Origin of the sequence: Novosphingobium sp., assembly GCF_036733805.1 — a bacterium.
Classification (GTDB): Bacteria; Pseudomonadota; Alphaproteobacteria; order Sphingomonadales; family Sphingomonadaceae; genus Novosphingobium.
Genome location: NZ_DAIMZT010000011.1, coordinates 1 through 19409 on the forward strand (window position 1 = coordinate 1; position 19409 = coordinate 19409).

General features: G+C 65.3%; 29 protein-coding genes. 11 read left to right on the forward strand and 18 right to left on the reverse strand.

Going from position 1 to position 19409, the window contains the following annotated elements:
- From V7D69_RS04535 to V7D69_RS04600, 14 genes are all read right to left on the reverse strand, one after another.
- On the reverse strand, window positions 1-954 hold a 954-nt coding region (locus V7D69_RS04535), incomplete at its 3' end, for a non-contractile tail sheath protein (RefSeq protein ID WP_442947038.1).
- A 62-nt stretch (window positions 955-1016) separates the two neighbouring features.
- Window positions 1017-1595, reverse strand: coding sequence for a tail tape measure protein (locus tag V7D69_RS04540; RefSeq protein WP_324063606.1), 579 nt, complete (start codon window positions 1593-1595; stop codon window positions 1017-1019).
- Window positions 1588-1830: a phage tail assembly chaperone gene (locus tag V7D69_RS04545; protein ID WP_324063605.1), complete on the reverse strand. Its 243-nt coding sequence runs from the start codon at window positions 1828-1830 to the stop codon at window positions 1588-1590. Before V7D69_RS04545 ends, V7D69_RS04540 begins: the two co-directional genes overlap by 8 nt.
- Complete coding sequence (locus V7D69_RS04550) at window positions 1827-2132, reverse strand: GTA-gp10 family protein (protein ID WP_324063604.1); 306 nt, start codon at window positions 2130-2132, stop codon at window positions 1827-1829. Before V7D69_RS04550 ends, V7D69_RS04545 begins: the two co-directional genes overlap by 4 nt.
- Before the next feature lie 5 nt (window positions 2133-2137).
- Complete coding sequence (locus tag V7D69_RS04555; protein ID WP_324063602.1) at window positions 2138-2545, reverse strand: phage major tail protein, TP901-1 family; 408 nt, start codon at window positions 2543-2545, stop codon at window positions 2138-2140.
- 61 nt (window positions 2546-2606) lie between these two features.
- Entirely contained in the window at window positions 2607-2996 is a 390-nt protein-coding gene (locus V7D69_RS04560; RefSeq protein ID WP_333605167.1) for a DUF3168 domain-containing protein, read from the reverse strand.
- Between the two features lie 3 nt (window positions 2997-2999).
- Window positions 3000-3176: a hypothetical protein gene (locus V7D69_RS04565; protein WP_324063598.1), complete on the reverse strand. Its 177-nt coding sequence runs from the start codon at window positions 3174-3176 to the stop codon at window positions 3000-3002.
- Entirely contained in the window at window positions 3173-3721 is a 549-nt protein-coding gene (locus V7D69_RS04570; protein ID WP_324063596.1) for a head-tail connector protein, read from the reverse strand. The genes V7D69_RS04565 and V7D69_RS04570 overlap by 4 nt, the downstream gene beginning before the upstream one ends.
- Window positions 3722-3792: 71 nt before the next feature.
- The gene (locus tag V7D69_RS04575) at window positions 3793-4929 is read right to left on the reverse strand and encodes a phage major capsid protein (protein ID WP_442947039.1); all 1137 of its coding nucleotides are present in this window, start codon (window positions 4927-4929) and stop codon (window positions 3793-3795) included.
- A 45-nt stretch (window positions 4930-4974) separates the two neighbouring features.
- Window positions 4975-5385, reverse strand: a complete 411-nt coding sequence (locus V7D69_RS04580) for an HK97 family phage prohead protease (protein ID WP_324063592.1) — start codon at window positions 5383-5385, stop codon at window positions 4975-4977.
- On the reverse strand, window positions 5382-5690 hold the full coding sequence (locus V7D69_RS04585) for a DUF6127 family protein (protein ID WP_324063590.1): 309 nt from the start codon (window positions 5688-5690) through the stop codon (window positions 5382-5384). The genes V7D69_RS04580 and V7D69_RS04585 overlap by 4 nt, the downstream gene beginning before the upstream one ends.
- Window positions 5687-6844, reverse strand: coding sequence for a phage portal protein (locus tag V7D69_RS04590; RefSeq protein ID WP_333605168.1), 1158 nt, complete (start codon window positions 6842-6844; stop codon window positions 5687-5689). Before V7D69_RS04590 ends, V7D69_RS04585 begins: the two co-directional genes overlap by 4 nt.
- A 44-nt stretch (window positions 6845-6888) precedes the next feature.
- On the reverse strand, window positions 6889-8214 hold the full coding sequence (locus V7D69_RS04595) for a DNA-packaging protein (RefSeq protein WP_324063587.1): 1326 nt from the start codon (window positions 8212-8214) through the stop codon (window positions 6889-6891).
- Complete coding sequence (locus V7D69_RS04600) at window positions 8201-8671, reverse strand: hypothetical protein (protein WP_333605169.1); 471 nt, start codon at window positions 8669-8671, stop codon at window positions 8201-8203. Before V7D69_RS04600 ends, V7D69_RS04595 begins: the two co-directional genes overlap by 14 nt.
- A 205-nt stretch (window positions 8672-8876) precedes the next feature.
- Here V7D69_RS04600 and V7D69_RS04605 point away from each other — a divergent pair, with 205 nt between their 5' ends.
- From V7D69_RS04605 to V7D69_RS04615, 3 genes are all read left to right on the forward strand, one after another.
- Window positions 8877-9515 (forward strand): YqaA family protein, encoded by a 639-nt coding sequence (locus V7D69_RS04605; RefSeq protein WP_324063614.1) that lies wholly within the window; start codon window positions 8877-8879, stop codon window positions 9513-9515.
- A gap of 112 nt (window positions 9516-9627) precedes the next feature.
- Window positions 9628-9930 carry an usg protein gene (locus V7D69_RS04610; RefSeq protein WP_324063583.1) on the forward strand — a complete coding sequence of 101 codons (303 nt, stop codon included), beginning with the start codon at window positions 9628-9630 and terminating at the stop codon, window positions 9928-9930.
- 141 nt (window positions 9931-10071) lie between these two features.
- Window positions 10072-10623, forward strand: a complete 552-nt coding sequence (locus V7D69_RS04615) for an NADPH-dependent FMN reductase (RefSeq protein WP_324063581.1) — start codon at window positions 10072-10074, stop codon at window positions 10621-10623.
- Window positions 10624-10632: 9 nt separating this feature from the next.
- Here V7D69_RS04615 and spt read toward each other — a convergent pair whose 3' ends face one another.
- The 3 genes from spt to V7D69_RS04630 all read right to left on the reverse strand — a co-directional run bounded on the left by spt (window position 10633) and on the right by V7D69_RS04630 (window position 12625).
- Window positions 10633-11871, reverse strand: coding sequence for a serine palmitoyltransferase (gene spt / locus V7D69_RS04620; protein WP_324063580.1), 1239 nt, complete (start codon window positions 11869-11871; stop codon window positions 10633-10635).
- Window positions 11872-11933: 62 nt separating this feature from the next.
- Window positions 11934-12173, reverse strand: coding sequence for an acyl carrier protein (locus V7D69_RS04625; RefSeq protein WP_324063578.1), 240 nt, complete (start codon window positions 12171-12173; stop codon window positions 11934-11936).
- A gap of 89 nt (window positions 12174-12262) precedes the next feature.
- Window positions 12263-12625, reverse strand: coding sequence for a response regulator (locus V7D69_RS04630; protein ID WP_324063576.1), 363 nt, complete (start codon window positions 12623-12625; stop codon window positions 12263-12265).
- Window positions 12626-12734: 109 nt separating this feature from the next.
- Between V7D69_RS04630 and V7D69_RS04635 the strand changes: the two genes are divergently transcribed.
- Genes V7D69_RS04635 through V7D69_RS04655 form a run of 5 tightly spaced genes read left to right on the forward strand, consistent with a single transcriptional unit; the run spans window position 12735 to window position 15968 of the window.
- Complete coding sequence (locus tag V7D69_RS04635) at window positions 12735-12962, forward strand: DUF3572 family protein (RefSeq protein ID WP_324063573.1); 228 nt, start codon at window positions 12735-12737, stop codon at window positions 12960-12962.
- Window positions 12959-13606 (forward strand): HAD family hydrolase, encoded by a 648-nt coding sequence (locus tag V7D69_RS04640; RefSeq protein ID WP_333605170.1) that lies wholly within the window; start codon window positions 12959-12961, stop codon window positions 13604-13606. The genes V7D69_RS04635 and V7D69_RS04640 overlap by 4 nt, the downstream gene beginning before the upstream one ends.
- Entirely contained in the window at window positions 13599-14063 is a 465-nt protein-coding gene (locus V7D69_RS04645) for a RidA family protein (RefSeq protein WP_333605171.1), read from the forward strand. The genes V7D69_RS04640 and V7D69_RS04645 overlap by 8 nt, the downstream gene beginning before the upstream one ends.
- Complete coding sequence (locus V7D69_RS04650) at window positions 14044-14832, forward strand: glycerophosphodiester phosphodiesterase family protein (RefSeq protein WP_333605172.1); 789 nt, start codon at window positions 14044-14046, stop codon at window positions 14830-14832. Before V7D69_RS04645 ends, V7D69_RS04650 begins: the two co-directional genes overlap by 20 nt.
- A complete protein-coding gene (locus V7D69_RS04655; RefSeq protein WP_333605173.1) occupies window positions 14829-15968 on the forward strand; it encodes a GNAT family N-acetyltransferase in 1140 nt (379 codons plus the stop codon). The genes V7D69_RS04650 and V7D69_RS04655 overlap by 4 nt, the downstream gene beginning before the upstream one ends.
- A 6-nt stretch (window positions 15969-15974) precedes the next feature.
- On the opposite strand, the gene V7D69_RS04660 is transcribed toward V7D69_RS04655, so the two are convergent.
- On the reverse strand, window positions 15975-16313 hold the full coding sequence (locus V7D69_RS04660; protein WP_324061027.1) for a hypothetical protein: 339 nt from the start codon (window positions 16311-16313) through the stop codon (window positions 15975-15977).
- Window positions 16314-16608: 295 nt separating this feature from the next.
- Here V7D69_RS04660 and dksA point away from each other — a divergent pair, with 295 nt between their 5' ends.
- The 3 genes from dksA (at window position 16609) to V7D69_RS04675 (ending at window position 19332) form a co-directional block, all read left to right on the forward strand.
- Window positions 16609-17067 carry an RNA polymerase-binding protein DksA gene (dksA, locus tag V7D69_RS04665; protein WP_324061026.1) on the forward strand — a complete coding sequence of 153 codons (459 nt, stop codon included), beginning with the start codon at window positions 16609-16611 and terminating at the stop codon, window positions 17065-17067.
- A gap of 160 nt (window positions 17068-17227) precedes the next feature.
- Window positions 17228-17590: a PilZ domain-containing protein gene (locus V7D69_RS04670; protein ID WP_324061025.1), complete on the forward strand. Its 363-nt coding sequence runs from the start codon at window positions 17228-17230 to the stop codon at window positions 17588-17590.
- A gap of 224 nt (window positions 17591-17814) precedes the next feature.
- Window positions 17815-19332 carry an ABC transporter substrate-binding protein gene (locus tag V7D69_RS04675; RefSeq protein WP_333605174.1) on the forward strand — a complete coding sequence of 506 codons (1518 nt, stop codon included), beginning with the start codon at window positions 17815-17817 and terminating at the stop codon, window positions 19330-19332.
- The last annotated feature ends 77 nt before the right edge of the window (window positions 19333-19409 follow it).

Below are 19409 nucleotides of genomic sequence, written 5' to 3' on the forward strand. Positions count from 1 at the left end.
GTTGCCGAGATGATCGCGTTGCTTCCATTCCGGCGGGCAATGCTGGTCGAGGAGCTCGTAGGAGAGTGAGGCTATCGGGCTGAAACCTACTCTGGCGCATTCGGCGAAGAACGCGCGGTGCCAGGCGCGCGCGGGCATGTTGAGCGGATCGGCGATCTGGCCCGCGAGGTATGCTCCGGACGCGGCCGTCAGGCGGAAATAATGGCTCATGCCGGCATAAAGCACCAGGGATCCGCGATAGCCCAACTGGCGAGCATTGCGCAGCAGCCGCGCTGGAGTCTGCACCCCCTGATCGTCAAACCCGGTTGCCAGGGCCAGCCCTTGCGGCGGCACCACGACGTCGCCGATCTCCAGCATCGCCCGCGCGCCGTCAGTCTGGATTTCGCTCATCTCGATCCAGCCTTCGACCTCGGTGGTGAGCGGATCGGCGCTTCCGTCATAGCCAGGCGGCGCGAAGGAGATAAACATGCGGTCAACGGCGCGAGGCCAGACCGGATCACCCGGCAGGGAAAAGCCGGCTTGCAGATCAGAGAAGCGCAAGGTCACGATGGCGTCCTCACCGGTGCCTTGGGCATAATTCCAGAGTCGCACGTACCAGGTGCGCGCCGCGCCCTCTGCGTCGCGCCCCTCAATGGTCAGCGTCGGGCCATAAACGGCATCGAGCGGCAGGACGCCATGCGAACGCCATCGGAAACGCAGCGAGGTGTGAGCGTAGTCGCGGTCAGTCCGGTAAGCCAGAAGAGGGTGGTCGAGGGCATCTTCGCTCGCCCATATCAGGCCGCCGAGGTCGCCCTTGCGCAGAAACGAGGCATCGACGCGTAGCGAAGCCGGACCGGTGGAAATGATGGTTGCCACCATCGGGCGCGGGAAGTTGACGGTCCAGAAGCGTGGATCGAAACGCATGATCCAGTCGCCGGCCTGCCCCTGACGCTTGCTTGCAAGCCAGAATGCCATGTTCGGTCTCCAGTGGATGAAGGAGCGGGATCGCCGCTATCCGAAGCCGGAATCGACGTTTCTCAACCGTATGTCAGCGCGCGGCGCACGGCGCTTGCCACCTGGCGTGAGGAACGCTGAAGCGACTGCGGCGTGCCGGCGCTGCGCGGGGCGGTGACATTGATTGCCACTCTGACGTCGCGAGCGCCCCGCTGGGCGCCGGTTTCGACGCGACCGGCCGAAGTGGGCACGAACAGTTCCGGCCCGCGTTCGCCCACCAGATAGCCCCGCCCCGGAGAGACATTGCCGCCGGTGGCGCGGCCCGGCAGGCCCAACGCGCCGCTGAGCAGCCCGGCGAAGTCGATCATGCCGCTGCCCCCGCTGCCCCCGGCCCCGCCGCCGATGGCGCCCGCGACCAGCGTTCGCACCGCTTGCCCCGCTATTTCGTCCAGGGTGGAAAGCGCCACGCGCTTCAGATCGTCAAAACCAAGGCTGCCGCTGCGGATGGCGCCTGTCAGCCCTTTTTCCAAGGCGTTGCCGGCCCTGGTGAAGCCGCTGACCAGATCGCCGTCAACCGCGCCGCGCATCCGGGCGATATCTCGCGTGAAGCCCTCGGTGCCGGCGCGGACCTCGACCAGCAGAGTGTCGATTTCATCATCCATGATCGTGTTCCATCAATCGTTGCAGAGTCTCGCGGTCCAGGCCGGGCCGGTCGGCGCCCGGCGCAAGCAGACCCAGCGCGGCCGCCAGTTCGGCTGGGGTGGAGGCCCAGAACTCCTGCGGTCTCCAGCCAAGAGCGCGAGCCGTAAGAGAGCAGAGAGCGAGCGCTGCAGACGCGAAGCGCTCGGGTCTGCGCGGTGCGTCTGGCCGGGGTCGCTCGCCTCGCTCTCGCATCATTCCGCGCCTTTCAGAATTTGCGAAAGCAGCGTGCGCAGCGGCGCTGCGCAGGCGGCCAGACCAAGGGCAGCGACGGCTTCACCCACCGCCTCGCGCGGCAGGTCCTCGCGCCTTTCCAGACAATGCCAGAACAGCGTCGCCATCTCGGAGAGACGAAGCACGCCGCCGCTTGCCCGCTCGACCAGCGCGAAAAGCGGACCAAGCTCCTCTTCCGCCGCGACCAGCGCGGTAAAGCTGGGCCGCATCAGATGCGGGACGCCGCCGATCGGCAGTATGGCCTCACCTCGCAGTGAATTGGACATGACCGTCACGCCGACACCACCATGCCGGAGCTTTCGAGTTGAAGCGTGTAATTGCGTTCGCCATTAAAATCGCCCGCATAATCGAGCCGTTGCACAAGAAAGCGACCGCGCAGCTTTTCGCCGCCTTCAAAGCTCAGCTCATAGTCATCGAGCGTGCCGGCCAAGGCGTTCGCACGCACTTGTGCCTCGGCCACGCTGCCCAGGAAGATTCCGGCGGCGCTGACGGAAACTGCGCGCACCCCGGCGCCGGAAAGCAGTTCACGCCAGCCGCCGCTGTCCTTGCTGGTGATGACCACGGTTTCGCCGGTGACTGACATCTGGGTGGTCCGCAGGCCGGCGACGGTCTGGTAAGCGGCGGGCGCGCCGCCATCGGAGATCTTGAGAAGGAAGGCGCTGCCTTTCTGAGCGGTCATGTGGGAAACTCCCTTGGTGAGGGTGGTATGAGGAACGATCTGTTCGACGTGGTGCGACGGACTATTGCGCCAGCAGGCGGAAGCGATATTCGAGCAGGATCGCGCGGCGGCTTTCGCCCCGTTGTTCGGCGCGGGCGCGCAGGAACTGGATAGTGGCGATATGAAAGTCCGGCTGGATGCGCGGCAGGCTTTCGATCCGCGCCTCAATCGTGGAAGCGAGCCCGGCGGCGGCGTCCGGCGTGTCGCCCCGGCAATGCAGCTCCAGCGCAATGCGGACCTCGCGGCCGGCGACGGTCTTGCAGCCCCAGTCCGTGCTGGCGCTGGCGGCGACTGCTAGCCACGGCGGGCTGACGCGGGAGGGTGCTTCCTCCGCCACCGCGTTGAGTTCGTCGGCCAGGGCCGGATCGGCGGCGAGCCAGGTAAGCAGCGCGGCGCGCAGGGCGATTTCCATCGTTTATCCTTTCGTAAAGAGCGGCCACAGCAGGCTGGCGCTGCGCCAGCCGCGCCCGTCCGTCCGTGCGGCCATGACGCGGGATTTCAAATAAGCGGCCGCCAGCGTCCGGGCACGTCGGGTAAGGCGCACGGTGAGCGCGTCGACTTCTGCCTCGGCCTCGATCAACCCGCCGCTCACGCCAGACGAACTCGCCGCCACGGCCGCCACAGCGCCACAACTGCGGCGGGGGGAAGCGGCGCCGCGCCCTCGTTTTCGCGCTCGCGGTGTTGATGCGCGGCGAGGCGGAGTAGCCCGTGCCGCAGTGACGGGGGGAGCGCATTCCAATCCGGCGCGATCCCTGCGGTGAAGCGTACCGCGACGCGGGCGTCATCTCCAAAACTGGGCAGCCGCACTCGGCCGGTGCCGTCTGCCTCAAGCTCGATCTCGTAGCTGTCGGCGTCGAGAGGGAAGCGGACGCCGTCAGGGCCGATGCCTTCGATCGCGGCAATTGCCTGAACCGGGCGCGTCGTCAGCGCGTGCCAACCGGGGAGGGCGGGAAGCACTTCCTCGCATTCGGCTTCGAGCGGCATCTGCCCCGTGAAGCCCTCGCAGATGTCCAGCGCGGCGCTGAGCAGGCCGGCCAGCGGCGCGTCGTCGCGCCCGGTGGTGATGCCGAGCCATTGCTTGAGTTCGGCCAACGCCGCGCCCGGCAGCGCGGCGGGAGTAAGGGTGACCCGGTTCATGAATATCTCCGATGCGGTGAGGCATAGCCCTCTCCCCCGGAGGGGAGAGGGAAGAGTGCTGAAAGGCCGGGTTACGCCGAGATCTTCAGCAGTTTGATCGCGTCGGAATCGAGCACTTGCCCGCCGATCCGCTTAGTCGCGTAGAAGTGAACGAAGGGCTTGTTCGTAAAGGGATCGCGCAGGATCGTGGTCGCGCTGCGCTCCGCGATCAGGTAGCCGGCGCGGAAGTTGCCGAAGGCGATGGGAAAGGCGCCGGCGGCGACATCGGGCATGTCCTCTGCCTCCACCACCGGATAGCCGAGCAGGCGGTCCGGCTGGCCTTCCACCAGGCCGGGCTGCCAGATGAATGAGCCGTCCGCCGCCTTGAGCTTGCGAACTTCGGCCAGCGTCGCGGAGTTCATCACCCAGCTTGCGCCCTGTCGATGCCCAGATTTCAGCGAGTGGACAAGGTCGATCAGCACCAGCTCGATCACGCTGCCCAGCCCGGCCGCTTCGCCTGAAACCAAATGCTGAAGCGTACCGAACGGGCGGGCCGTGTCGTCCTGCAGGCTCGTATTCGCGGTCAGGAAGCCCTTGGGCCGGTTCGTGCCGTTGCCGTTTATGAAGGCGGCGCCTTCCGCCCGCGCAAATTCCATCGCGATCTCATCCGCCAGCCAGGCTTCCAGATCGAACATGGCGTCGTCCAGCATGGCCTGGCTCGCCGCCGGATTGGCGTAGAGTTCGCCGGAAGGCGGGACAATCTCGGCAAAGCTCGGGGTTGCGGTCTCCGGCCGGGCGGCGGTTTCGCTCACCCAGCCCGAGGCGGTGTTGCCGGTGGTCACCAGCTTGCGGTAACCCGCGCTGCCGGTCTGCACCACTTGCGCAATCGAGCGGATCGGGCTGATCGATTTGAGGTGAGCGGCGATCGCGGCGTCGATCTGGCGCGGGACGGCGTAGCCCCCTTCAGCAGAGGTCAAGCCGTTGATCGACTTCAGCTCGTTCTCGCGGCCCTTGCGCAGATAACCGTCGACGAAGCCCTTGATCTCCGGGCTGAGCGTGCCGTCCCCGCCGATCAGGGGCCGCCCGGCGGCGCGACTGACGCGGTCGAGGCGGGATTTCACGTCTTCGACATCGCCTTGCAGCGCCGCGACCGCCTGCTCAGTGGTTTCCTGGCGCGTGACGAGATCGAACGATGCGTCGAGAGTTTCGGTGGAGGATTCCATGGACATTCACCTTTCTTGTGGAGGATGGGAAATGGCGTGGGGCGAGAATGGTCAACCGGCGTTCGCCGGGACGACGAGATGCACGCGCGCGCCGTGCTGCATCGGGTGATTGACAAGGCTGACCTCGTACAGGTCCAGGTCGATGAGATCTCGGCCCTCGCTGGTGTGAAGACTCTCGCGGGCGCGGTAGCCGAATGACAGGCCGGAGACGGTGCTGCGCCGCAGCGCCAGGCCGGCGGCGCCGTCCGGGTTATCGATCGCGACGACCACACGCAGGCCGCGCGGGTCCTCCGCCGCCGTTTCGACCCAGCCGACGCGCAAGTCAGCTCGGTGCTGCCATAGCAGCGGCAGCGGATCGCGCCGCTCGGCCAGGGTGCGGGAGAATGCGCCGGGACGGATCGTGTCGCGCCCTGCGTCGCGCTTGTCGAACAGCGCCGCATAACCGGCAAAGCGCAAGCTCATCGCAGCAGCTCCATGGCGCCCAGCCGCACCGCTAAGCCCAGCAGCAGCAAAGCCAGCACGCCGCGCATGATCCAGCCGATCACCGCCGCCTGCGCGCTGGCCTTGGCATCGCGCCATGCCTGCAGCAGCTCACGCAGTTCAGAAAGGTCGCGCGGAGCGCTTTCGTCGTCCAGGCCGATGCGTTGGAGCATCCGCTTCGCGCCGGTTTCGCTCGCTTCCTCCACGATGGCGCGAAGGGTAACGAGATCGCGGCCTTCCCCCGCGGCCTGAGCCAGAAGCCCGGCCAGCATGTCGTCATTGTTCATGATATGTTCCTTTCATTCTTCGCAGGCAGGCCCAGCAGCGCGCGCTTTTCCTCAGGATCGAGAAAATCGGCGGCGCTGACTTGCGCCCAAAGCCGCTCACGGTCCTCAGCAAGGGCGGGCACGCGATCGAGGTCGATCGCCAGCCGCGCCTCGAAAAACCAAGGCGCCAACCCTTCGCCCAAGGCTGCAAAGATCTTGGCGGCCAGCGGCAGCAGGGTCAGGCGCCAGAGCGCGCGGTTGGCCTCGCGGTAATTGGCGTAAGTTGAATCGCCGGGCAGGCCGAGCAGCATCGGCGGCACGCCGAAGGCTAGCGCGATGTCGCGCGCGGCGGCGGCTTTCAATGTGGCGAAGTCCATGTCCGCCGGGGTCAGCGCCATGGCCTGCCATTTGAGCCCCCCGTCCAGCACCAGCGGCCGGCCGGCATTGGCCGAACCGGCGAAAGCGCTGTTGAGTTCGGCTTTGAGCCGTTCGAACTGGTCAGTGGTCAGAGCATTGCCTTCGCCCGCGTCGAAGATCAGCGCGCCTGAGGGCCGCGCCGCGTTCTCCAGCAGCTGGCGGTTCCATTCGGAAGCGGCGTTGTGCGTGGCAACCGCCTGGTCGGCAGCGGCCAGGCATCCGGCGCCATAGTGATCGTCAGCCGGATGGAAGTGGCGGATGTGTATCAGGTTAGGCGCGGCCTCTTCGTCCAGCGGCGGGATCGACAAGCGCCGTCCCGCGACGTCATAAGCATAAGTGGCGGGCCAACCATCTTCGCCCGCCACTACTGACACCCGCTCGGGCCTGAGGGCGAACAGTTCGACCGGACGGCCGCGCGCGTCCTTGAGGATTTGGACGTAAGCATTGCCGTGCAGCAGCAGATGAGAGGCCAGCGTTTCCAGCAGGGATTGCCCGGCGCTGGTTTCGGTGACGAGCGCGAGCAGCCTTTCGTCGGCGGTTTTCAGCGGCGCACCGCCGATCCCTTCGGCCACCAGCCGCACCGCGCGCTGCGCCACCGGATTGTCCAGATAGGCCCGGCGCACGGCGGCGTTGTACTCAAACGGCGTCCGCCCACCTCCGGTATCGGCGAAGAACCAGGGCGACGCCGGCCCGCGCGCCAGAGGTACGCGGGGGCTCCCGCCCTTGAAGGCGGAGAGGAGGGATTGAAGGATGGGCATGGAGAGACCTTTCGGGATTCAATTTTCTGAAGGAGGGCAGCTGTCTAGATCATTCGCACCCGTGGCTCCGCGCGCTTTCCCAGCATGAGTTCGGTCAGCGCCCAGACCAGTGCATCGGCGCGGTCGGGGGAGCGGCCGGGGCCCTGATAGGCGCCGCCAGCGATCAGCCCGCACATCTCGTCTTCCAGCGCCGGAAATGTTCCGGCGTGGCGCACGCGGCCGGCCTCGTAAAGCGCGGCGACCGGCTCGGCCCGCGCCGCCTTGCCCCGGCTGGCGTGAACCAGTCTGAGCGGCAGGGAAAGCTCGGCCGCGTGCAGCACGCTGGCGACCATCGCGCCGCCCTGGTTGGCTTCGGCCACCACGCGATCGGCGCGCCAGACGCCGGCCGCGCGGGCGGCCGCCTGAGCCCAGCGTTCGGGGCTGGCCCGCTGCACCGAAGCATCGGCAAGCACATGTGCGGTGCCGTCTCCCGCTAGTCCAACAACCACTATGCCGCAGGCATCGCCGCCGCTTGAAGCAGGCGGATCGACGCCGACCACTACGCGCGCAAGGTCCGGCGCGTCGGTTTCGCGGCATGCTTCGATCAGGGCGCGGGTCCACAACGCGCCTTCAACGTCCTCCAGCAGCTCACCGTCCAGTTCCTGGCGACCCAGCAGCGATTTGCCGTACTGGCGGCGTATGTCGCGCACGAAGCGGGCGGGCAGGTTGTCACGATTGTCCTCCGTGCCTCCGCGCGTGACCACGAGCGCATCATCGGCATCGTCCAGCAACCGTTTGAGCAGCGGCACCGCGCGCGGGGTCGTGGTCGCCATCACGCGCGGGCGCTCGCCCAGGCGCAGGCCGAAGAGCAAGTTGTCCCAGGCGCGCGTGGCCCTTTCGGAGGCATTGTTCCACTTGGCGATTTCGTCGCACCAGGCGTGGCTGTGCTGCGGACCGCGCAATGTTTCGGGCTCGGCCGCCGAATAGAGCAGGGCCTGCGCACCGTTGGGCCAGACGATCCGGCGCAGGCTCGGTTCGAAGACGGGCCGGCGCCGGACTGGGCAGACGGACAGCAATCCGCTCTCTCCCTCGATCATAACCGCCCGGACTTCGGGCAGCGTCGCGCCGATCAGGGCGATGCGCGCCTCCGGCTCGGCGTCGGCGACGGCGCGGACCCATTCGGCCCCGGCGCGGGTCTTACCGAAACCGCGACCGGCCATCACCAGCCAGGTGCGCCAATCGCCTTCCGGCGCCAGTTGCTCGGGCCGCGCCCATAGCTTCCAGTGCGTTTCGACTTCTTCACGCTCCAGCTCATTAAGCGTGCCGAGTTGCTGGCGGCGTTCGACGGGATCAAGCGTGTCGAGAATGGCGAGGTGCTTACTCAGCGCCATCTTTGACCCCATGCACAGGCGCGGGCAAGGCCAGCCGGCGCTCGCGCATTTTCTCGATCTTGGCGTTGATGGCGTCGAGGATGGCTTCGGAATTGCGGTTTTCACGAATCGCCCGCTGGCGCGATGCGGCCTCGCGATGAACGATCAGCAGGCGCAGGGCCGTGGCGTTGTCAAAAACGCGCGTGCCGCGCTTGGCGCCGCTGGCGGGTTTGATCTCGCCTTCGCGCAGGCGTTGCAGCAGGCTCATTTCCAGATGATCGTAACCTTCGCAAAGCGCTTCCTGCCATTCGCGGTAGAATCCGGGATCGGCGCGCCGCAATTCGTAAGCGCGGGCGGTGCTGATCTCGGCCTTGCGGGCAGAAGCGGCGACATTCGAAGTCGCGGCCAACTCGGCAAGAAAGGCTTTGCGCCACTTGCGAGAAGGCGCGCGGGCGGGCGCCACGGTTTTCTGGGCCATGGGAGTCTCCGTTTGCATGTTCGAAATCCTCCGCATGCCGGGAGGAACGGCTTTCGATTCGGTCTTTTGCGATGTTCCTGTTATGTACCCGAAGAGCGTAACGATGTCAAGAGCAAAAACCACATAGGTTAAAATTGCTTCCTGCTTGCCGCGCCGCAGCATGGCCGGTAAGCACGCCGCACCTGCGACTTTGCCGGAGAAATCGATGCTGCGCCGCCTCTACGATTGGACCATGGAGAAGGCATCGCATCGTCATGCCGCGTGGTGGCTGGCGGCTTTCGCCTTTATGGAGGCCAGCTTCTTTCCAGTGCCGCCCCACCCGCTGCTGGGTCTGATGTGCCTCGCCGAACCGAAGCGGGCGCTGCGTTTCGCCGTGGTGGCCACGCTGGCCTCCGTCGCGGGCGGACTGCTGGGCTATGCGATCGGGCATTTCGCTTACGAGGCGTTCGGTCAGGCCATGCTGCGCGCGCTGGGGCTGGCGGACAGCTTTCCCAAGGCTGCGTGCTATTTGCGAGAGTATGGGGCGGAGATCCTGATCGTGAAGGGTGCGACGCCGATTCCGTTCAAGCTGCTGACCATCACCGCGGGGTTCATCGGCATGAACCTGTTCGTCTTCATCGCCGGCTCAATCGTCTCACGCTCGATCAGCTTCATGATCGTCGGCGTGCTGTTCCGCCTGTTCGGCGCGCCGATCAAGGCGGTGATCGACCAGCACCTGGGCAAAGTCACGGCCGCCTTCGTCGTTCTGGTGGTGGCCGGATTTCTGGCGATTGCCCTGCTCGGCGGCGGCACGAAACAGACGGCGGAAAAGTGCGCTTCGGCCACCGCGCTGACGATGCGCTGATTTCCACCGCACGAGTATTTTCCCGGTGTGGCCAGACACTTGACTGTAGTTACCGTTGTGTCATCCTCCATGATGTTGCGCCGCACCCGGCGTGCGGTGCCGAAGGAGGACTATGGGCCGACCGGATGGAGCATCGCAGGATTTCCGCGCATCATCTGATTTTCTCAGGCAGATCGAAGGCTATGGCCTGGCGACTATCGAGATCCACTATTTCCTTCCCGATCACCCCAAACTTTTGCAGATGTTCGCCTTTCAGCAGTATGACGTGGCGCCGCGCTTCCCGGCGCTGCGCGATTTCCTCGATTACTGGCGGCGCGAGATCGAAGGGCCGCTCCATTCAGTGCGGATCGCGCATAACCGTCTGATCGGTCCGCAGGAATGGCGCGCGGTGGACGGGATCATCTCGATCCATTGATGCCAGAACGGATTGCATCAGCTGGAGAACCGGGCGGAGCGTCATCAGCCGGAAGTTCCGGCATGAGAGAGGTCTTGCCGCAAGCCGGAACGCAAAGCGCCCCGGCGGGTTCCAGTTCTGTCATTCCCAAAGGAGCTTCCCATGCCGCTCAAGATCGCCGTCGTCGTCGGCAGCCTTCGCGCCGGATCGTTCAACCGTCAGCTCGCCGGGGCGCTGGTCCGGCTGCCGGTGGCGTCCGGTCACGCCTTCACCTTTGCCGACATCGGCGCGCTGCCGCTTTACAATCAGGATGACGACGCCGATCAGCCGCAGCCCGCCAAGGCGCTCAAAACGCTGGTCTCCGGCTCGGACGGCGTGCTGTTCGTCACGCCGGAATATAATCGCTCGATGCCCGGCGTGCTCAAGAACGCGCTGGATCACGGCTCGCGGCCCTATGGCACAAGCTGCTGGGCGGGCAAGCCAGCGGGCGTGATAGGCACATCCCAGGGCAAGGCGGCGACTGCGCTTGCTCAGCAACATTTGCGAAACGTGCTGGCCTATCTGGACATGCCCACGTTGGGCCAGCCCGAGGCATTCGTGCAGTGGAGCGACGGTCTCCTGACGGGGGAGGGAGCGGTGGTGGAAGGCTCGGCCAAGTTCCTCAATGGCTGGATGGAAGCTTTCCTCAAGCTGGTGGAGGCGCACTCGGGCTGACGCGAACCGTCAGCCCAATATGCCCACCGCCTTGCCGGCGCGGGTGAACATGCCGATGATTTGCTGGACCTGCTCGGCCGAATGTTCGGCGCAAAGCGAGCAGCGCAGCAGGGTCATGTTGGCGGGCGTCGCCGGCGGGCGGGCGAGGTTCACGTAAAGCCCTTCGTGCAGCAGCGCCTCCCACATCGCGGCGCCCCGCTCCAGATCGGGCATGATGACGGAGATGATCGCGCTTTGCGGGCTTTCGGTGCCGAGCTGGAAGCCCGCGTCCTTCAGGCCCTTGTGCAGCACCCGTGAATTTTGCCAAAGGTGCGCGCGCTTTTCGCCGGCATGCATCAGCTTGCGGATAGATGTCGCGGCGGTCGCCACCACGCTGGGCGGCAGGCTGGCGGTGAACACATAGGGGCGGCAGACCAGCCGCATGATTTCGAACTTCGGATGGTTCGAAACGCAAAAGCCGCCGACGGTGCCCACGGACTTGGAGAAGGTGCCGATCACGAAATCGACCTGATCGAGCACGCCCTGCTCTTCAGCCACGCCGCGCCCATTGGGGCCGATGAAGCCCATCGAGTGCGCCTCGTCCACCAGCACCATCGCGCCGTATTTCTTGGCGACGGCGATCATCTCCTTCAGGGGCGCGATATCGCCGAGCATGGAATAGACGCCTTCCAGCACCACCAGCTTGCCTGCCTCGGCCGGAATGCGGCGCAAGCGCTTTTCCATCGCCTCGATGTCGTTGTGCTTGAACGGGACGACTTCGGCGTCGCCCATCTTGCACCCGTCCCAGATCGAGGCGTGGCTGTCGATGTCGAGGACGATGTAATCGCCCTTGCCGGCAATGGTGGAGATGATCCCCAGGTTGGCCTGATAGCCGGTGGAGAAGACCATGGCGTGATCCATGGCGTAAAAGTCGCAAAGCGCCTGCTCCACCGCCCTGTGTCCGGCGTAAGTGCCGTTCAGGACGCGGCTGCCGGTGGTGCCCGATCCAAAATCGTCAAGCGCCTGCTTGCCCGCGGCGATTACGTCCGGGTCGAACGTCATGCCCATGTAGTTGTATGTGCCGAGCAGGATCGTCTCGCGACCGTTGCACATCGCGACAGTGGGTGAGAGCACCCGCTCCATCACCAGGCCGAAGGGGTCCTCCACGCCTGAAGCGAGCAGGTTCCGGCGCATCTCGATCAAGGGATCGAACTTGCTGAACAGGTCGGCATGGGCTTGAGTCACGTCATCGCTGAGCATGTCGGTCATGGTGCTCGTTCCTTGGCGCGCGTTGCGCAATTTTCTTGTGGCAGAGGGCGCGAAGGATCGCGTCAGCCCTGCAGCTTCACCACGGCATCGACAAGCTGGCCGTAATTTTCGATCTCGGCCTGCTGGTTCATCGTGATGATAATGTCGAACTCGTCCTCGATCGCGGCGACGAAGTCCATCACGGTCAGGCTGTCGAACTCCAGATCGTCAGTGAAGCGGGTCGCATCTGTAACGGCGACGCCTTTCTTGTTGAAAGGCTCGATCAGCGCGGCGATCCGGGCCGAAGTCTCTTCGCGATCCATGGTCTAATCAACTCCGATAGGTTCGGGCGGCTCTGTGGCCGGGAAATACGGCGCAAAAGCGGCGGGCGCGGGCAAAGTCAAGCACGTCCCTACAACAGCGCCCTGACCGCCTGCATGAATGGGCCGATTGAAACCGGCTTGGCGAGATAGCCTTCCGCGCCTGCCTCGCGGATGCGTTCCTCGTCCCCCTTTCCGGCATAGGCCGTGACGGCCAACATCGGGATGGAGCGCAGCACCGGATCCTTCTTGGCCGCCTCGATCAGGTCCAGGCCCGAGACGTTGGGCAGCTGGATGTCCATGATGACCAGGTTGGGCACGAATTGGCGCGCGCGTTCCAGCGCGTCCAGCCCGTCAGCCACCGGCTCCACGGCGTAGCCCTGGCTCCTGAGCACGTCGCAAAAGAGCTTCCGGTTGAGGTCGTTGTCCTCGACAACGAGGATTCGCTTTGCCATTCGACGCCCGAACACCGATGTTAGATACGATCCGCTCTATTCCACACAAGCGAGGCTGACAATTCTTCGAGAGCCGCCATCCCCACCTCAGGACCCGCAGGCGCTGGCGTTGAACGCGCTGGGCTGGGTGCTGAGCGACAGTGACCGTGCCGCCCGGTTCCTCGCGCTGACCGGGCTCACGCCCGATGACCTGCGCGCCTCGTTGAGCGAACCGGGCACCTTGGGCGCGGTGCTCGACTTCCTTCGCGCTCATGAGCCGGACCTGCTGGCCGCCGCCGATGCGCTGGCGGTCGAGCCGGGAGAACTGGTCGCGGCCCGAGAAAGGCTGGGTGGATGACCAGGCCGTTGCTCATAACCGACTGCGACGAAGTGCTGCTCTACATGATCGCGCATTTCCGCGATTGGCTTGCCGAGGATGAGGGCGTGAGGTGCGATCTTTCGCGTGGCGAGTTCTACCAGACGATGCGCCGCGCCGACACCGGCGAGCCGCTGGAACAGGCCGAGATGTGGGCGCTGCTCAACAAGTTCTTTGATGGGCAGATGCACCGCCAGACGCCGGTGGAGGGTGCTGTGCAGGCGATCGCGGCGATCCGCGAACATGCGGACGTGGTGGTGCTGACCAACCTCCTCGATTTCCGGCGGGAGGCGCGCTGCCGTCAATTGGCCGACCATGGCATCGATGTGCGCGTCTTCACCAATCAAGGGCCGAAGGGACCGGCGCTGCAAGCCATCCTGGAGGAATACCGACCGAGCAGGGCGATGTTCATTGACGACTTGCCGCAGCATCATGGCTCGGTTTTCGAGATTGCGCCGCAAGTGCGCCGCCTGCATCTTTGCGCCGAGCCGCAAGTCGCGCCGCACATCACCTGCGCTTACACGGCCGGTCACGCTCACGCGCGCATCGACGATTGGGAAAGCGCGCTACCCTGGTTGCTCGAAAGCCTGACTTGCGAAGAAAAGGACCTGCAAACTCATGAGTGAGATCGAAAACCGCCTGGCCGCGCTGGGCCTGACCCTGCCCCAACCCGCCGCGCCGGTCGCGGCTTATGTGCCGGTGGTCATCGCGGGCGGCCTTGCCCACGTGTCCGGGCAATTGCCTTTCGTCGAGGGCAAGCTCGTCACCGGCCGGCTGGGGGAGGGCGTCACGCTGGAAGCGGGTATCGAGGCGGCGCAGGCTTGCGGAGTGATGATCCTGGCGCAGCTCAAGGCGGCGCTCGGCTCGCTCGACAGGGTGGAGCGCGTGGTCAAGCTGGGCGCCTTCGTTAATTCGACCGGTGCCTTCATCGATCAACCGAAGGTTGCCAACGGCGCCTCCGAATTGATGGTCGCTGTGTTCGGAGAGGCTGGAAAGCACGCGCGCAGTGCGGTGGGAGTGCCAGTCCTGCCTTTGGGCGCGGCCGTCGAAGTGGACGCCGTCGTTGCTGTTCGCCCTGCTTGATAGTTGGCGCTCGCCGCCGCCCGACCCGCGCAAGGTCGGGTGGATCGGTGAGTACGATTATGCCCATCGCGGACTGCACGGTTCCGGCGTCCCGGAAAACTCGCGCGCGGCTTTTGCCGCGGCCGTGGCCGGAGGTTATGGCATTGAACTGGATGTGCAGCGCTCCAGCGACGGGCTGCCGGTCGTTTTTCATGATGATACGCTGGAACGCCTTACCGCCGAAAGCGGGCCGGTCGCCCGCCGCTCCGCTGCACAGTTGAGCGCAATCGCGCTGGCGGGCACCAGCGAAACGATCCCAGGCTTGCGGCAAGTGCTGGCGCAAGTCGCCGGGCTTGTGCCGGTGCTGATCGAGGTCAAGTGCGACCGCGACACTCGCGTCGCTTCATTATGCCTCGCTGTACGCCGGGCATTGGAGGGCTACGCCGGACCGCATGCGGTGATGAGCTTCGATCCACGCGTCTCCCGGTGGTTCTGTCGGCATTCTCCTCATACGGTGCGCGGGCTGGTCGTGTCGGAGGGGGAGGATCGTGCTGTGCCGGGCAAGTTGCGCCGTCACGGGGCGCTCTGGCATGGACGGCCGGATTTTCTCGCTTATGACGTGCGCGACCTGCCCGGCAGGTTTGCGGCCGCTCAGCGCCGTCGCGGATTGCCGGTGATAACCTGGACGGTGCGCAGTCCCGAATACCGCGAACGCGCCGCCCGTTATGCCGACGCGGAGATTTTTGAAGGCATGGCCGCGGCGGCGAAACGAGCGGCTGGCCCGGCGTGAGCGAGGGCGCGCTCATCGCCCGGATTCACGGCTCGGTGAGCGAGCTTTCGGCCAGCGAATGGGATGCGCTGACGCCGGGCGGGAATCCCTTCGTCACGCATGCTTTCCTGTCCGCTATGGAGCAATCGGGCAGTGTGGGCGGCCACAGCGGCTGGCAACCGGCGCCGATCGTTATCGAGGAGGCGGACGGCCGACTGGCGGCCGCGCTTCCAGCTTACCTCAAGCAGCATTCGCAGGGCGAATATGTCTTCGATCATGCCTGGGCCGATGCCTGGCACCGCGCGGGTGGTTCTTATTACCCCAAGCTGCAGATTGCAGTGCCTTTCACACCCGCGACGGGGCCCCGCCTGCTTACCCGCCGATCCGAGCTGGCGCTTCCGCTGCTGAGCGCCGCTGAGGCGCTGTGCCGGGACAATGGCTTGTCCTCTGCGCATGCCACGTTCATCGAGCCTGGCCAAGTGCCGGTGTTCGAGGAGGCGGGATGGCTCCTGCGCGAGGATATCCAGTTCCACTGGGAGAACCGCGGCTATGCGAGCTTCGACGATTTTTTGGCCGTGCTGTCCTCGCGAAAGCGCAAGGATTTGCGCAAGGAGCGTGCCAAGGCGCAGGAAGGGGTCGAAATACGGGCCCTGCGCGGCGACGATATCACCACGCGGCATTGGGACGCGTTCTGGGCCTTCTATCAGGACACCGGATCGCGCAAATGGGGCCGTCCTTATCTGACCCGCGAGGCTTTCACCCTGCTGGGCCGCACCATGGGTGAGAGCATTCTGCTGGTCATGGCCTTCCTGGACGGAGAGCCGGTCGCCGGGGCGCTGAATTTCATCGGTGCAGAGGCGCTTTACGGGCGATATTGGGGTGCGGTGGTCGACAAGCCGTTCCTGCACTTCGAGCTGTGCTATTATCAGGCCATCGAGGCGGCGATCGCGCTGGGCCTGTCGCGCGTGGAGGCGGGCGCGCAAGGCGGCCACAAGCTGGCGCGCGGTTACGAGCCCGTGCGCACGGTTTCGGCGCATTACATCGTTCACGAAGGGCTGCGCGCCGCCATCGCCGATTACCTGGAACAGGAACGGGCGGGCATTGCGCGGGACCAGATCTGGCTTGATGAACGATCGCCCTTCCGTAAGGACGATTGACGCGGCTCAGGCGGCCTTGCGCATCGAAGCGGACAGCCATTCGCGTGCGCGGCGCTGTGCTTCGGCGATCTCGCGTGCGGTCATCTCGTCAGCTACTTCGCAGCGGCAGGCGGCGGCTTCCTCATGGCCGGCCACGGCCGCGAGGTTGAACCACTTGTGCGCTTCGATCAGATCGCAACCGACACCGTGGCTGCCCGTGGAATAGGCGACCCCAAGGTCGAAATAAGCGGAGCAGTCACCCTGCGCAGCGGCGGCCAGACATTCTGCGACCAGCATGTCCTCCGCCGTGAAATCAACGGCGGTAGCGGGCGTGAAGCGATACTCTTTGATCCAGGCAGTTTCCATCTTCCATTACCCCCTGTCTTCAGACCGGATAATCGGTCCTCCGATAGCGACACGGTGGAGCAGAGTCGGTCAAGATTTGGTTAACGCTGTCTAGGAATGTTTGCGCAACCACGTAAAGCGTGCCGGGCCAGGACAGCCTTTCGATTTTTGTGGACGGCCAAGCATATAAGCTTGTGCGCGGAAAACTGCCGACTTATAGCGCCGCGCAACCCATGGACCGTTTTACGGTCACCGGAAAAAATCCGGGGCTGAAGGGCGTTGGCGGTCTGTGAAGACACGTGCGGAGTTTCTCTGGATGGCAACGGCCCTATCTGACGAAATTGATGTTCTCGCCAAGGCGAAGCGTGCCATTGGCGGCGCTTACGTTCCCACCGAAGACGAGCCTTATATGAGCGAGGCTCAGCAGGATTATTTCCGAAGGCTGCTGCAGGCTTGGAAGCGCTCCATTCTCGAGGCTGCCGCCGACACGCTGCAGCAGCTTCAGGACGGGCCCCTGCGTGAGCCTGATCTTAATGACCGCGCTTCCAGCGAAACGGACTGGGGCATCGAATTGCGCACACGCGATCGCCAGCGCAAACTTATCGCCAAGATCGATGCGGCCTTGCGCCGGATCGAGGAAGGCGAATACGGCTATTGCGAGGTGACTGGCGAGCCGATCGGCCTCGGGCGGCTGGAAGCGCGTCCGATCGCCACCATGACGGTGGAGGCGCAGGAAGCGCACGAACGCCGGGAAAAGGTTTCGCGCGACGATTGAGCCGGCTTGGTGTCTGCCGCGGGAACCTTCGCCGACGCCGAACGATGGATTACCGGGCCGTTAAGCCTTTATTTGCCACTTGCGATTAAGCATCGGTGGCGCGAACATCCTCATTGGATGTGGCGCACCGGTCGCAAGTGGCAACGCCGGGACGGAGTTCATGAACGAAGGTGAAAATCGTCAGGTTCCGCGTGACAGCCTGTTCCTCATGGCAGACTTGCGCCTGGAGGGGCTTGACGGTCAGTACCGTATCAAGGTTCGCAATCTCTCCTCCGGTGGAATGATGGGCGAGGGGATGGTGCGCGTGGCGCGCGGCTCCATCGTGGAAGTGAACATCCGCAACATCGGGTGGGTCGCCGGTTCCGTGGCCTGGGTGCAGGAAAACCGTTTCGGCGTCGCCTTCAGCCAGGATATCGACCCGAAACTGGCCCGTGCCCCCCTCAGTGTAAGCGAAGAGGCTCCGCGCCAGCACTTGCACAATCATCGACTTCACCCGGCTGGCGGCCCGCTGCGCAAGGTCTGATCTGCCCGCTCTCCTCGCCGCCGCGAAATTTTCGCGGCGCGCATTTGCGACGCCGGGCAAATTGACTAGGGTGGCCACGGGATTTGGCCCAGGCCGGAGCGGAAATGGCTGATTTCGAGAACCGGCGCCACGCGGCATTGCGGGCTCTAAGCGGCGGAAGCGCGGGAAACCGTCATTCGCGACCGGGCAATCGGCAGCTTCTCCGGCGTTTCAGGCCGCGCCCTATGCGCATCATGCGCAAGGCGGTCTTGGTCATCGCCGTGCTCGCGGCGGTCCCGCTTGCCGGCTGTCGCGGGTCCGGCGGCGCGACGCTCGATGTGGCGGTGGTCGGCGCGTCGGACGAGCTTTTCAAGGGAAGCGTCAAGCTGGCGACGGCTGGCCAGCTGGTTCGCGCAGCCACTGCCGAAGGGCTCGTCGCGTTCGATGAGCAAGGGCGCGTCGTTCCCGCGCTGGCGGATCGCTGGATCGTAACGGATGACGGCCAGAGCTATATCTTCCGGCTGCGCGACGGCAACTGGGCGAACGGTGACCCGATTACGGCGGAATCCGCGAAGAAGGCGTTGGATATCGCGCTCGATGCGCTGGACGATACGCCGCTGGCGCTCGACCTTTCGGGGATCGACGAGATTCGCGTCATGGCCGGCCGGGTGGTCGAGCTGCGTCTGAAGCGGCCGATGCCCTACCTGCTGCAATTACTCGCGCAACCGGAGCTTGGCCTTTATAACGACAAGCGGGGCGCCGGGCCTATGGCCCTGCGAAGAGTGCGCGAGGCCGCCCGCCTCACCCCGATCGACCCGTCCCGACTCGGCATGCCGGCGATCGAAGACTGGGACAAGCGCACCCGTCAGATTGAACTGCATGCGCAAAGCGGGGCAGAGGCAGTGAACGCCTTCAATGACGGCGCCGTGGATCTGGTGCTCGGCGGCCGTATCCAGGACTTCCTGCTTACGCGATCGGTCGGAATCCTGCGCGGCACCATAAAGCTTGATCCGGTGATCGGTCTGTTCGGCTTGCAGGTGATGAACGATCGCGGCTTTCTGGCAGATCCCGCCAATCGGGAGGCGCTGGCGATGGCGATCGACCGCGAGGCGCTGATGGCGCCATTCGGGGTGGGAGGCTGGTCGCCAAGCTCTCGCATTGTCACGGGGGGTCTCGAAGGCGATCTTGGCACCATTGGTGAGCGCTGGGGCGGCCAGACCATGGACGACCGGCGGCGCGTTTCGGCGACCCGTGTGCGCGCCTGGCTCTCGGGAGGTGGCAAGGCCGGAGCGGGGGCCAAGCAGACGGGTATGAAAAGCGCAGACAGCGTGGCGCTGCAGGTCTGGCTTCCCGAGGGGCAAGGATCGCAAGTGTTGTTTGACCACCTTGCCCGCGATTTCCGCGCGGTTGGCGTCAGCCTTAGCCGAGCGAGCAATGCCAAGGCGGCGGACCTGGCGCTGGTGGACGACGTGGCCCGCTATCCGCGTGCCGCCTGGTTCCTTAATCGCCTGTCCTGCCGCGCCGGACGGGGTTTGTGCTCGCAGGATGCCGACGCCCGTGTCGCCGAAGCCGACAAGGCCGATTCGCTTGGCGAGCGCGCCGCCCTGCTGGCCGAGGCAGAGGCGGAATTGACCGCGGCTAACGTCTTCATCCCTTTCGGTACGCCGATCCGCTGGTCACTGGTGCGCGGCAGCGTCAATGGGTTTGCCGCCAATGCCTGGGGATGGCATCCGCTGATGCCCCTGGCGTGGCTGCCCAGATGATGACGGACATGCTCGAACGGGTTTGCGAGCGCCCGCTCAAGCGCGAGTCGACGCCTGGTCGGTTTGCGCCTAAGCCG